Source organism: Chryseobacterium sp. ON_d1 (assembly GCF_006829085.1).
Classification (GTDB): domain Bacteria; phylum Bacteroidota; class Bacteroidia; order Flavobacteriales; family Weeksellaceae; genus Chryseobacterium.
Genome location: NZ_BJTC01000013.1, coordinates 67,428 through 80,457, shown reverse-complemented (window position 1 = coordinate 80,457; position 13,030 = coordinate 67,428). Strand labels below are relative to the sequence as shown.

Annotated in this window: 16 protein-coding genes; 7 read left to right on the top strand and 9 right to left on the bottom strand. The window is 38.0% G+C overall.

Annotation, left to right across the window (positions count from 1 at the left end):
- Nucleotides 1-23 precede the first annotated feature (23 nt).
- The 3 genes from lipB to CRS_RS19350 all read left to right on the top strand — a co-directional run bounded on the left by lipB (nucleotide 24) and on the right by CRS_RS19350 (nucleotide 2,511).
- A complete protein-coding gene (gene lipB / locus CRS_RS19360) occupies nucleotides 24-752 on the top strand; it encodes a lipoyl(octanoyl) transferase LipB (RefSeq protein ID WP_142725603.1) in 729 nt (242 codons plus the stop codon).
- Nucleotides 753-1,169: 417 nt separating this feature from the next.
- Nucleotides 1,170-2,129 (top strand): protein-glutamine glutaminase, encoded by a 960-nt coding sequence (locus CRS_RS19355; RefSeq protein WP_142725602.1) that lies wholly within the window; start codon nucleotides 1,170-1,172, stop codon nucleotides 2,127-2,129.
- Nucleotides 2,130-2,199: 70 nt separating this feature from the next.
- Nucleotides 2,200-2,511 (top strand): hypothetical protein, encoded by a 312-nt coding sequence (locus CRS_RS19350; protein WP_142725601.1) that lies wholly within the window; start codon nucleotides 2,200-2,202, stop codon nucleotides 2,509-2,511.
- Nucleotides 2,512-2,517: 6 nt separating this feature from the next.
- On the opposite strand, the gene CRS_RS19345 is transcribed toward CRS_RS19350, so the two are convergent.
- Entirely contained in the window at nucleotides 2,518-3,270 is a 753-nt protein-coding gene (locus CRS_RS19345) for an SDR family oxidoreductase (protein ID WP_142725600.1), read from the bottom strand.
- A 271-nt stretch (nucleotides 3,271-3,541) separates the two neighbouring features.
- On the opposite strand from CRS_RS19345, the gene CRS_RS19340 reads away from it, so the two are divergent.
- From CRS_RS19340 to CRS_RS19325, 4 genes are all read left to right on the top strand, one after another.
- Nucleotides 3,542-4,174 (top strand): NAD(P)H-dependent oxidoreductase, encoded by a 633-nt coding sequence (locus tag CRS_RS19340; protein ID WP_142725599.1) that lies wholly within the window; start codon nucleotides 3,542-3,544, stop codon nucleotides 4,172-4,174.
- Between the two features lie 30 nt (nucleotides 4,175-4,204).
- Nucleotides 4,205-4,639 (top strand): MarR family winged helix-turn-helix transcriptional regulator, encoded by a 435-nt coding sequence (locus CRS_RS19335; protein ID WP_142725598.1) that lies wholly within the window; start codon nucleotides 4,205-4,207, stop codon nucleotides 4,637-4,639.
- Nucleotides 4,640-5,065, top strand: a complete 426-nt coding sequence (locus CRS_RS19330; RefSeq protein WP_142725597.1) for an organic hydroperoxide resistance protein — start codon at nucleotides 4,640-4,642, stop codon at nucleotides 5,063-5,065.
- A 182-nt stretch (nucleotides 5,066-5,247) separates the two neighbouring features.
- Entirely contained in the window at nucleotides 5,248-5,682 is a 435-nt protein-coding gene (locus tag CRS_RS19325) for a hypothetical protein (RefSeq protein ID WP_142725596.1), read from the top strand.
- Nucleotides 5,683-5,765: 83 nt separating this feature from the next.
- On the opposite strand, the gene CRS_RS19320 is transcribed toward CRS_RS19325, so the two are convergent.
- The 8 genes from CRS_RS19320 to CRS_RS19285 all read right to left on the bottom strand — a co-directional run bounded on the left by CRS_RS19320 (nucleotide 5,766) and on the right by CRS_RS19285 (nucleotide 13,028).
- Nucleotides 5,766-6,401: a peptide deformylase gene (locus tag CRS_RS19320; protein ID WP_142725595.1), complete on the bottom strand. Its 636-nt coding sequence runs from the start codon at nucleotides 6,399-6,401 to the stop codon at nucleotides 5,766-5,768.
- Between the two features lie 161 nt (nucleotides 6,402-6,562).
- Nucleotides 6,563-7,435 carry a ChaN family lipoprotein gene (locus CRS_RS19315; RefSeq protein WP_142725594.1) on the bottom strand — a complete coding sequence of 291 codons (873 nt, stop codon included), beginning with the start codon at nucleotides 7,433-7,435 and terminating at the stop codon, nucleotides 6,563-6,565.
- A gap of 122 nt (nucleotides 7,436-7,557) precedes the next feature.
- Complete coding sequence (locus tag CRS_RS19310; protein ID WP_142725593.1) at nucleotides 7,558-8,586, bottom strand: hemin-degrading factor; 1,029 nt, start codon at nucleotides 8,584-8,586, stop codon at nucleotides 7,558-7,560.
- A gap of 4 nt (nucleotides 8,587-8,590) precedes the next feature.
- Nucleotides 8,591-9,241, bottom strand: a complete 651-nt coding sequence (locus tag CRS_RS19305) for a class I SAM-dependent methyltransferase (RefSeq protein WP_142725592.1) — start codon at nucleotides 9,239-9,241, stop codon at nucleotides 8,591-8,593.
- Nucleotides 9,242-9,243: 2 nt separating this feature from the next.
- The gene (locus CRS_RS19300; protein ID WP_142725591.1) at nucleotides 9,244-10,017 is read right to left on the bottom strand and encodes a heme ABC transporter ATP-binding protein; all 774 of its coding nucleotides are present in this window, start codon (nucleotides 10,015-10,017) and stop codon (nucleotides 9,244-9,246) included.
- Nucleotides 10,017-11,057, bottom strand: a complete 1,041-nt coding sequence (locus tag CRS_RS19295; protein ID WP_142725590.1) for an iron ABC transporter permease — start codon at nucleotides 11,055-11,057, stop codon at nucleotides 10,017-10,019. The genes CRS_RS19300 and CRS_RS19295 overlap by 1 nt, the downstream gene beginning before the upstream one ends.
- Nucleotides 11,041-11,919 carry a hemin ABC transporter substrate-binding protein gene (locus CRS_RS19290; RefSeq protein WP_142725589.1) on the bottom strand — a complete coding sequence of 293 codons (879 nt, stop codon included), beginning with the start codon at nucleotides 11,917-11,919 and terminating at the stop codon, nucleotides 11,041-11,043. The genes CRS_RS19295 and CRS_RS19290 overlap by 17 nt, the downstream gene beginning before the upstream one ends.
- A gap of 26 nt (nucleotides 11,920-11,945) precedes the next feature.
- On the bottom strand, nucleotides 11,946-13,028 hold the full coding sequence (locus CRS_RS19285) for an HmuY family protein (RefSeq protein WP_142725588.1): 1,083 nt from the start codon (nucleotides 13,026-13,028) through the stop codon (nucleotides 11,946-11,948).
- Between the last annotated feature and the right edge of the window lie 2 nt (nucleotides 13,029-13,030).

The following is a 13,030-nucleotide window of genomic DNA, read 5'->3' as shown; positions in this document are numbered from 1 at the left end:
AAATTTGTATATCAAAAATTGAAATGAATACAAATCAGAATAAAGCAGTAGAATTTGAAGATTTAGGCATCAGAGAATATCAGCCGGCCTGGGATTACCAGGAGCAACTGATGAAAAACATCATTGATACCAAAATCAAAAACAGGGATCTTCCTGCAGAAAAGCATAGTATTACTCCCAACCACCTTCTTTTTGTAGAGCATCCACACGTTTATACGTTGGGAAAGAGCGGGCACGAAGAAAATATGCTTGCCGGCATTGACAAACTGAAAGAAATAGATGCCACTTTTGTAAAGGTAAACCGTGGTGGAGATATTACGTATCACGGCTACGGACAGGTTGTGGGCTACCCTATTCTTGATCTGGAAAACTTTTTCACAGATATTCATTTATATATGAGGAATCTGGAAGAAGTGATCATCAGAACCATTGCCGAATATGGTATTAAAGGTGAACGCTCGCCGGGAGAAACGGGTGTCTGGCTGGATGTGGGAAAACCTTATGCGAGAAAAATGTGTGCGATGGGAGTGAAAGCATCCCGATGGGTAACCCTTCACGGTTTTGCATTGAATGTGAATACGGACATGCGTTATTTTGAATATATTATTCCATGCGGAATCAAAGATAAACAGGTTACTTCCTTAAAAAGAGAGCTTGAAAGAGAACTCACACCCGAAGAAATGGAAGAACTGAAAGCAAAGATCAGGAAACATTTCGCAGATGTTTTCCAGGCAGAATTGATTTATAAATAATCAGAACATTTTATTAAGATATAAGAAGACCAGTTTCAATAATTGAAACTGGTTTTCTAGTTTAATCCATATTACATAGCTTAGATTCCTGCGGAATGGACAAAATGAATGGATAATTGATCCCTAAAATAAGGGTGTTTTTAGTATATATCTTTACTCGCTTTGTCCGTTCCCTAGAAATCCGGACCGTTAAATAACAAATTTCACAATTTAAAAATTCTTACTTTCTCTGAATCTCCTATCAAAATCATTAGTTTTTTAATTGTTTTCAATATTATACAATCAAAATACAGCAGAATAATATTTTTTGAAAAAAATCTTGCATATGTTTTAAATTTTATTAATTTTAATATCACAAATAAGTGAACTATTTTAATTTGAAAGTTCGCTAAAACTAAACACCAAAATATAAAAACTATGAAAAAATTTCTGTTATCCATGATGGCATTCGTGACTATCCTGTCATTCAATGCCTGTTCGGATTCAAATGCCAACCAGGATCCGAATCTTGTCGCCAAGGAATCTAATGAGATCGCTATGAAAGATTTCGGCAAAACTGTCCCGGTAGGGATTGAAAAAGAAGATGGAAAATTTAAAATCTCTTTTATGGTTACTGCCCAGCCATACCAAATCAAAGACAGTAAAGAAAATGCAGCCTATATTTCAATGATCAGACAGGCGGTTGAGAGCGAAACTCCTGTTCATATTTTCCTGAAAGCCAACACCAATGAAATTGCAAAGGTGGACAGAGCGACTGATGAAGATATCCGATATTTCAAATCTGTATTCAACAAAGAAGAAAGGGGCGAAAGCAACAAAGCAGTCAGTGTTATTCCTAATCTGGCGACACTGAACAGTCTGTTTGCCCAGATTAAGAATCAGGCTTGCGGGACTTCTACGGCATCTTCTCCATGCATCACGTTCAGATATCCTGTTGACGGATGCTATGCAAGAGCTCATAAAATGAGACAGATACTGTTGAATGCGGGCTACGACTGTGAAAAGCAGTTCGTGTATGGTAATCTGAGGGCATCTACTGGAACATGCTGCGTATCATGGGTATACCATGTAGCGATTCTGGTAAGTTTCAAAAATGCTTCAGGAGTCGTTGAAAAGAGAATTATAGATCCATCATTATTCTCCAGCGGTCCTGTAACTGATTCTGCATGGAGAGCTGCATGTACCAACACCAGCTGTGGATCTGCGTCTGTATCTTCTTATGCCAATACAGCAGGAAATGTCTACTACAGAAGCCCGTCAGGTTCATTACTGTATGATAACAACTATGTCAATACCAATTGTGTATTGAATATATTCTCATCCCTTTCAGGGTGTTCCCCTTCCCCTGCACCTAGTGTAGCAAGCTGTGGATTTTAACTGACTTATATAAAGCTCCTGCAATTATTTTGGTACATTGCAGGAGCATTTTTACTTAATACTTTTCATTATGAAAGCCTGGTCACAACTATTATTACTTTTTATTATGATTATATCCTGTTCGGGTAATTCCGGTTCGCAAAACTTAACATGGTATCATAATGCCACTATTTCAGATATCACCGAAGATCCGGACAAACCTAATGAAGTCGTACGCGTTGCCATCGGAATCAGTGCTCAGGTATTTTATCTTTCAAAAAAATCACCGGATTATAAAACTCTTATGGAAAAGGCAACCCAAAGCTTGAAAAAAAGTAAGGCTTATGATATAGGTATTGAAAATAAAACCAATATCATCAAAGAAATTAATGAGATCAAATAACCAGGATCATCTGATTACGGAAATACCGGCATCTACTTTTATTTCAGCACCGTGAATGTATGAAGCTTCCTCCGAAGCCAGAAACAGCACTACATTGGCTATTTCTGAGGGTTCCCCCTGCCTTTTAAACGGGATGGTAGGAATAATATCATCGATTGCATTCTCAATCTGTTCTCCACTCAGACCTGTATTATTAAAAATATTGGTTTTAATATGTCCGGGACTTACTCCATTGACACGGATGCCGCGCTCTGTAAGCTCTACTGCAAAAGTTTTGATGAATGACTGTACTGCAGACTTGGCAGCAGAATACACCGAAAAATTAGGCATAGCAATATCGGTGGCTACTGAAGTATTGAAAATAACGGAACTTCCATTTTTCATTAATGGCAACATTTGCTGTACTGTAAAAAACGGACCTTTTACCAGCACATTGAAGAGTTCATCAAACTGATTTTCATCCACATAGTCTACAGGAGCAAACTTTCCGTAGCCTGCATTGGCAAAAACCAGATCAATATGTTCTGTATATTTTCTGACTTCCTGCTGAAGGCCCATCAGATCTTTTACATTTCCAGCATTGGAAACGATTCCGGAAGCATTTTTTCCAAGGCTTTCCAAAGCAATATTGACAGTTTCTTCACTCCTTCCTGTAATAATAACCGTTCCTCCTTCCTCAGTGAATTTCTGAGCTGTAGCCAACCCCATTCCATTCGTTCCACCTGTAATTAAGGCAGTTTTGTTTTTAAATCTCTGCATTGTTTTTAGTTTAAAATTCTATGGCAAAGATTGGAATAGTGATTGTTTCATAAAATCCGAATCGTGTGGAATTGATTGGAAAGTGAATAATGCAATTTACCGTTTCGCTCTTTTACCATTTTAAAGTTTATCAATAATTACCATCAATAAAATCTTTCAAAATTAAATTGCGCACAATTTAATTGTCCTTATATTTGTACAGTCAATTGAGTTCAATGTAAAAGCTGAACTGATAAATAAAAAGCAGTTTAATTTAAAAACAAAAAGAAAAATGTCATTAATAGAAAATCTAAACTGGAGACATGCTGTAAAAGCTTACGATCCAACCAAAAAAGTTTCACAGGAAGACCTTAACACTATTTTAGAAGCAGCAAGACTGGCTCCTACTTCATCAGGATTACAACCTTTCCGGGTTATTGTAGTGGAAAGCCAGGAGCTCAAAGAAAAAATGGTAGCCGGAGCTTTAAACCCTGAAGTGATGAGAGATTCTTCTCACGTTTTGGTTTTTGCTGCATGGGACAGTTATTCTAATGAAAAAATTGACAAAGTTTACGATTATCATACTGACGTAAGAGATCTTCCAAGAGGACGTTTCGGAAGCTATACTGATAAAATCAAAGAAATATACGGTGCACAGACTCCCGAAGAGCACTTTGCACACACTGCACGCCAGACTTATATTGCATTAGGAATTGCTCTTGCCCAGGCTGCAGAACTTAAAATCGACAGTACACCGGCAGAAGGCTTCAGCAATGAGATTGTAGATGAAGTACTGGGATTGAGAGAACTGGGATTAAAAAGCGTAAGTCTTTTATATCTCGGATACCGTGATGAAGCTAATGACTGGCTTTCTACCATGAAAAAAGTCAGAATTCCAATGGATGAATTTATCATAAAAAAATAATAGTTCATCAAATCTTTCGTACTCAAAATTATGGAAAATCCAAAAACACCCAAATTAGAAAACCAGATCTGCTTTCCGCTGTATGTCATTGCCAAAGAGATTACCGGGCTTTATCGTCCTTTTCTTGATGAATTGGACATTACCTACCCACAGTATCTTGTGATGATGATCTTATGGGATGGAGACGGGCTTACCGTAAGCCATATCGGTGAAAAGCTTTTTCTGGACAGCGGTACTTTAACCCCCCTCCTTAAAAGACTGGAGTCTAAAGGGTTTATTATCCGAAAAAGAAAAAAAGAGGACGAAAGAGTGGTCGAAGTATTTTTAGACGAAGCCGGGAAACAGCTTCAGCAGAAGGCTTGTGAAATTCCGGGAAAAATTCAGAAAAAACTGGGAATACAGCCGGAAGAGCTGCTGCATCTTAAAGATGTGGTACTTAAAATATTAAACAAAATAGAAAAATAAATGAAAACGTTATATACAACCCAGGTAACTGCCAAAGGAGGAAGAAACGGACATGTAAAGAGTGAAAACGGAGTATTGGATCTTGATGTAAGAATGCCGAAAGCTTTAGGAGGTGCCAATGATGATTTTGCCAATCCTGAAATGCTTTTTGCAGCCGGATATTCTGCATGTTTCGACAGTGCTCTGAACAGAGTGATCAGTCTTTCTAAAGTGAAAACAGGAGAAACAACAGTAACAGCTCAGGTAAGCATAGGACAGCTTGAGAATGGCGGTTTCGGACTGGCAGCAGAACTGAATGTCAATATTCCTGGTGTTTCTATTGAAGAAGCACAGGCTCTGACAGAAAAAGCACACCAGATCTGTCCATATTCCAATGCGACAAGAAACAATATGGAAGTGAAGCTTTCTGTGACCAACAACAATTGACCCAATTTTTTTAAGCATAGTTATAACGAAAGGAGCTGTTTCCATGGAAACAGCTCCTTTTTATTTTTATATTTTCCCACAGAGTACGCTGATGACGCAGATGATTGAGGATAATTTTATGTATACTATATAATGCTTAAGAATATCATTTATAATTCATCATTATTGAATATTTTTACGTAATGGAAATCATTATAGATATTGTTTGCCAGGTGTATGCAGGGCGAAAATCAAGAAAGACTATCGATTTGGTATTGAATACATTCCTTCCCGGATATGAAAAATTAAATCTCAATTATACTTTCCCAAGGCACGACAAAGATTATATTTTTAAAACAGAGGACGAAATGATTGGTTATTTCATCGAAAACCCGGCCATTGACCAAACTTTTTACTGGAATAAATACCATGATAATCCAGACAAAATAATGGTGGGCGCCAATATTACAGATGATGACAGGCTTATTATGAGCCTAACAATGGACACTACGGAAGAGAAAAGAGATATGTACTTCAATAAGCTAAAAGAAGTTTTACAATCAGATATCGGGGTAATTACCTATGTGTATCCCGCAGGTTATGAAGATGGAGAAGATTTTATTATAAAATATGGATAGAAAACAGAAATATACTTAACCTTACAACAATTTTCTCATCATTCAGCATTCATAACTCATCACTTATAATTCATCATTCATCATTACCTCCTGTCTTTATTTACGTCACTTTTCTGATAGGCATCTACCTTTTTATAAGAATCATTTTTCTCTTTTTCTTTTTTGTCAGAGATCAGAATTCCGAAAAGGTGGTCAATTTCATGCTGAAAAATAACTGCAGTGAAACCCTCTACAATTTCCGAATATTTCTGTCCTTTCAGATCCACATATTCCAGTTGGATGACTTTGCTTCTGTAGAACTGATCTCTGAAATCAGGAATGGAAAGATCACCTTCAGGGCCAAGATTCTGCAGATCGGAACGCCAAACAATCACCGGGTTGATAAAGTATTCCAACGGGGTTCCTTCTTTATCAAAACGCTGTACCCAAATAATCTTTCTGTTGATTCCCACCTGAGGAGCAGCAATTCCTACTCCGCCATCTGTGGACAGCAGAGATTCTTTCATTCTTTTTACCAGAACAGCCGTATTCGGATCAAGAGGATCTGCTTCTGAAGAAATGCTCAGCAATGTTTTATGCTGATTGGAATCAGTAGTCTGATAGATTGGTAAAGCGGCATTCACATCTCCCTGATTAATGATAGAAAGCTCATGGGAAGTAAGTTTCTGGGCGTTGAAAAATCCAATAAAAAAGATCAGCAGTACGGAAAGTTTCTTCATGTTTTTTTAAATGTATAACAAAGGTAAAAATTGTAGAATAAAAATGATGAAACAGTATTCAATAATTATGATTTAGGCTAAAGCCAATGGAATCTGGTGTAAAAAATAAACGGGCTAAAGCCCGTTCCTATTGAATATTTTTCAGTCTAACTGTTGAAAGTTTAAAAAGTCTTTGTCATATCTCCCGGGATTATCAGATTGAAGTCTGTCGGGATATACTCTTTGGAAGGCACTTTCAGTTCCGGATCATCAGATTCAAAAACAGAGATGACCGCCATTTTCAGATCAGGGTTTTTCTGTTTGATATACCAATAGATTCCTCCGAATTCTTTGCTGTGATAGTTTCCGTTATAATGGATAAATGTTTTTCCTGAATGAAAATTCTTCAGGATAGATTCCGCCATTGTGGCGTCTTTTGTAGCCTGAGCTGAGATAAAATTCATCACTTTTGTACCTTCCGCATGATCACCCATCATTTTTTTCATTTCAGGATATCCAGGAGTATCCAATGTAACATTGATGGGCAGCTGCGCAATATAGGTTTTCTCTTTTTCGCTTAATTTATTAAGGGATTCAAGCCCTTCTTTGGCAGTCTGGGAAGCATATCTTCTTGGAATATTCGTTGCGATAAACTTCAGCTTTTTATTTTTTGCAAAATCCACCAAAGGTTTGTAATCTGTCGCATAGTTATTCCATAAACGGGCAGAATCTTTAAATGTTCTGGCATCAAATTTTCCACTTAGATACTGATCCAGCTGAGACTGATTGTCTCTTTCAAACATCTCAGCCCCTAATATAAGCTGACCGTTCTTTTTTGCAAACAGAGCTTCTGTAATTTTAAGCTGAAGCCAGTGGTTGATGGAGCTGTTATGATTTTCACCAAAAAAGACGATGTCATAGCCTGCCAGTTCTCTCACCAGTTTATCTGTCTTGATCTCCTTCCCTTTTTTATCATAAAACTGATATGCCTTAAAGTCCTGTGCCTTCAATGAACAGAAACCGGCCATCAATATTGCTATGAAAATATTTTTCATTTTATTTTTTAATATTTTAATCACAAATTACACAAATATTCCGGCACTTGCAGATCATTTGCCATAAAAAAGACCGCTTTGAATCTTACAAACAAAACGGTCTCATTCAAATCATCTAATTATTATTTCTCTAATGCTGCTACAAGGTCTTTCCATTCCTGCAGCTCTGGGATTCCCGGTTTTCTTTTTCCAAAGAACTGAACGATAAAGTCTCCTTCACTGTTGAATACCTCAATAGCCGTCACTTCCCCATCTTCAGTTGGTTTTTTAACAATCCAGGCTTCTGCGATCTTCGTTACATCAAGGTGCAGGTTAAAATCAGGATCCATTACATTGAACCATTGCTGATGCCAAAGTGTTTTCTTTACATTTCCTGTGTGGATCTGAATAATTCCTCTGTTTCCAACAAAAATCATGATTGGAGTGTTGGTTTCGGAAGCGTCTTCAAGGACGTTGACCACTTTAGCATTATCAATTTTTCTGGCAAATCCTTCCGGAGCCAATCTTAATGCCTGAGTTCTGCTTACTCCATATTTTCTGGTCATCATGAAGAAATCATGGGTATCTTTCAGTTCTGTCCATGCCTTTTTGAAACCTTCCACATCAATTTCTGAATCTGCTTTTTCTGCCTGCTTAGGCGCTACTGCTTCAAAAACGAATGGCTGGTTCTGATCTTCTGACTTGTATTTTTCAACGATAGCATCAAAAGCATTTTCATTACTGTCTTTAGTCAGATAAATCTTATGAAGTGCTAATCCATCTTTTCCGAAAAACTGAAGGCTTTTCTTATCTCCTTCCACTACTGCAAAAGCAAATTTCCAATGGTTAAGGAAGATTCTTAGATCGATATCTTCCCCCACAAAAAGCTGTGCATGCGGGCTGCTGAAATCACCATTCAGATAGGTTCCTTTTCTTTCATGAACACACTCATCGTTACGGGTAAGCGCCATGACTTTTCCAAGCTGCCCGGCTTCCGTAAGGATTCCCTGGAAATCAGGGTTCAGCACTGTTACACCTTCACCTATGCCGGTCACTAATAATTCCGCTTCACTTACGTCTAACTGTGCAGCTGCATTTCTTATTCTGATATGTGGATTTTCCACCTTCAGAGCTTCCCATTTTTCCTTTAAATCATTAACTAATGTGCTCATTATTTTATTTTTTTATGGTTAAAATTGTATACATTCTTCGTATGGTTTCGTTTCCTGTTTTACTTTTTATTTCTTCTTCTTTTTCAGAAATTTTCATTCTTTTAAAATGGCTTTTAGAGATCAGTTCTTCCATTTCACCGTTGCTGTACAGAGTGAAATCGTATTCTGTGAATGGCAGTTTTTCCATGAACTCTCTTTGTCCGAACGTAAGAACAAACGTTCCTTCATCTTTTAAAACCCTGTAAATCTCATTTAAAAATGCTTCCGGATTTTCCCAGAAATACACGGTATTGACTGTAAATATTTTATCGAAAGTTCTGTCCTGAAAAGGAAGTTTTTTTCCTTCATACCATACAAAATCTGCCTGACTTTCAAATTCTTTATTGAGTTTTTGGGCTTCATGATGCATGGTCTCAGAAATATCAATCCCTGTATACCTGAGGTTTTGGGCAAGATTCATTATGCTTTTCAGATGTCCGGCATTTCCGTGTCCTATTTCAAGGATATGCTGGTCATCTTCTATCACTAGTTTTTTAATACTTTCTAACGTCATGCTGATGTTAGTGGCATTCATCATTTCGCCAATCTCGATTCCTTTTTCTCCCTGCGGATTGGCAAGATTCTGCGCCAGGATTTTGAGTTCTTCTTTTTCCATGGTTATCCAAAAATGATCATTGGGTTATTGGTAATAGGGTGTCCGCAGATGGTACACGGAAAGTTGTAGGCTTTACTGATATTTTCAGCTGTAAAAACTTCCCGTGGGGTTCCATATGCGGAAACTCTTCCTGATTTCATCAATAAAATCTTATCTGCAAACTGGGCCGCGAGATTCAGATCATGCAAAACAACAATGGCACTGTTGGCTTTTTTTGTAAAATTTTTAATGATTTCCAATGCTTTATACTGATGTCTGATGTCTAAATTATTCAGCGGTTCATCCAGAAAAATCAGTTTATGGGCAATTTCATTCTGTAACTGGGCCATTACTCTTGACAGGTGTACCCGTTGTTTCTCTCCTCCGGATAAAGAATTATAATCCCTGTCTTTCAGATGAAAAATATCGGTTTCATAAAGCATACTGTTCATAGCTTCAAGGTCTTCTCTTCCGGGCTGGGCATCAAAATAAGGATACCTTCCCATCACCACCACATCCTTTACTTCAAGCGGAATATCATTGCTGTTATGTTGTGAAAATTTTGCTTTATGTTTTGAAAGCTCTTTCACCTTCCATTCCTGAATAGGTTTATTCTTAAATAATACTTTCTGCTTCCCGGATTTCACTTCATCTGCCAAAACACTCAAAAGACTTGACTTTCCTGCTCCGTTAGGACCTACAATGGCTAAAAATTCGCCATATTCCAGGGAGACATCTATCCCATCCAGAATACGGAATTCTTTATGTTTATAATTAATCTGGTGTGCCTTGATCATTACAGTGATTTTTTAAATTTAACCAAAATAGCAATAAAAATAGGACCTCCCATCAGCGCTGTCAGAATCCCGATCGGAAGTTCAGACGGAGCTACAATACTTCTGCTGAAAGTGTCTGCTGTAAGCAGCAGAATACTTCCACACATTGCTGATAAAGGCAGGATAAAAGTATTATTGGATTTGAATAAAAGTCTTAAAATATAAGGTACAATAAGCCCCACAAAACCAATTGTTCCTGAGAATGCGACACAGGTTCCCACCATTAAAGCAACGGTAATAATGATCTGCTTTTTCAGTTTTTCCACATTGATTCCCAGATGCTGTGCATCTTTTTCACCCAGCATCATAGCATTCAGAGCCTTTCCTTTGGGTAATAAAATGATGTAAGCTACGGTCATTACAACGGCCAGGATAATATTCTTCGTCCATGTGGCGGCAGCCAGGCTTCCCAGATTCCAAAAGGTTAAATCTCTAAGCTGCTCATCTTTTGAGATATAAATCAGAAATCCTGTAATAGAGAAACCGATTGCTGTTATTGCCACCCCGGTAAGCAGCATCATGACTACATTGGTCTTTCCTCCGCTTGTCGAAATTTTATAGACCAGCATCATGGATAAAAAAGATCCTACAAACGCCGAGATTCCTACCAGCGAGAACTGTACGGCTTCAGGGAGATATTCTTTAAAATGTCCTCCCAAAACAATTGCAATGGCCGCCAGCAGAGTCGCTCCTGATGTAAGTCCTATTAAATCCCCTGTCGCCAGCGGATTCTTAAAAAGTCCCTGAAGGCTGGTTCCCGAAACAGAAAGCATACCTCCTATTAAAATGGCCATAACGATCCTGGCAGCCCTTACATCCCAGATCACATATTGATCACTTAAAGACAGGCCCGGGTCTCCTTTTATATATTTCCACAGTATTGTGAACGCAGAACTCCCTCCGAAATCATATACTCCGGTGTTAAGTGACAGCACTGCTATAATGGCAAGCAGTACTGCACTTATAATAAGATAAAAGTATAGTTTACTTTGTGTTTTCAATTAAAAGTTTGTTTAATGCTACTGCTGCTTCTCCCAGTCTCGGTCCGAAACCTGATACTAAACCTCCGTCCATTGCGATGATCTTCTTATTTTTACCGGCATTGGTTTGTGATACTCCCGGCATTTTAAGGGCACCTTCATTTCCTCCTGCTCCCTGAAGGCCAGTTTCAAAGAAGAACAATACATCAGGATTAGCTTTTACAACGGCTTCCGGCGTCAATGGTTTAAAATCTTCAAAATCGGTTACGGCATTTTCTCCGCCTGCAAGGGTGATCAATGAGGCCATTGGCGTATTTTTACCGCTAACCATCAGTATATTTCCTCTGGCATAGATGAACAATACTTTTGGCTTTTTAGCAATAGGCTGCACCTGTTTCAAATCCGTATCAATCTTATCGGTTAATTTCTGGTAATCTGTATTCCCGACAGCTTTTGCTACGGCCTCAATCAGTTTTTTAGTTCCTTCAACGGTGTACTCCTGCTTGAAAATTTCAGTTTTAATTCCTGAAGATTTGATTTTCCCTAATAATTCAGGATTGATATCTTTATCAGATGCAAGAATCAAAGTAGGATTGACAGCCATGATCGGCTCAATGGTCATTGATCTTACATGTCCAAGATCTTTGGCCGTTGCTTTCAAGCTTGCCGGATATGTACTGGTAACATCCGTTCCTACGATTTCTTTTTCATGGCCTAAAGCAGATACGATTTCTGTGATTCCTCCGCTTAATGTTACTATTTTATTGTTTGTTTTTGGTGTTTCAGAGGCAACTTCTGTTGTATTTTCTTTTGTGGCTCCTTCTGTTTTTTTGCAAGAATACACTGCGACAAGAACAGAAGCTGCAAGAATGAATTTTTTCATGATATACTATTATTTGATTATTTTATTTATAGAGGTTTGTATTCAAATTGAGGTCTTCCGCGCTCTCCTGATGTGCTGGTTAATCTTGTAAATCTCAATTTAAAGTAATATCCTTCAGCATCTTTGATAATATAGAATCGGTCGCCATATACTTCAAGCCCATTGGTACCCACCGGATTTCTCCAGTTTCCTCCAATTGCTCTCTGATCATTATAGACAAACTTTGAAGGATCGACATCTGAAGCTTTAAAGTTATTATAAGCTTCCACACCTGATCCTGAAGTTACTTTCACTTCATAAGCGCCTACTCCGCCGACGTTATTCGTAAGAACGAAATCAGCATAGATATAACTTCCAGCACCTGTAATCAAATTGGTAAATACAGTGAAACACAGGTCCCATTTCTTCTTTTCCGGCTGTATCGTTACTTCACTATTTTTGCCCAGACTGACAAAATTATAGTTATAGGAAGTGTTTTTGGTTATGATTAATTCTTTATGGTCTGTTGCATTAAGCTCAGCATATTTTATTTTATAGCTGGCTCCGGCTCTCACCACCTGTACTTTCATCCATCCTCTGCTGTCCCCTCCTGTAGTAACAGATCCTGAAGGAACGTTCCCTGTAAAGATCTTTTTTCCCATATTCACCAGGTAAACTGCATTTTCGGAATCATTAGCCTTAATTTCGTCGATAGCTGTATACCCTGAAGGAAAGTTACCTTTTACATCATCGATATAAGTCTCGTTGGCAGGATTGAAGTTTGCAACCTGAATTTCATCTTTCAATGCTGCAACGCTTGCATCTGTTACCAGGTCTATATGGGTTGCATTAGGTATTTTGCCTGCAGCCATCATAATAGAAGAATTCAAAACTACTTTAAAAGAATTTCCTGTATAAAATGCAAAATCCCAATCTGTTCTTGTAGTGACGGCTTCCGTATTGGTCCCTAAATCGATCCAAACCTGATTGGGCTGAGTTGCACCTCCCACATTTGGATTAACAACAGCTCCATCAGACGGGGCTACCATAATGGCATCATCATTATCATTAATGCATGACTGAGATATAAAAGAGCTTCCTATTAAAAGAATGAATACTATTTTTTTCATTT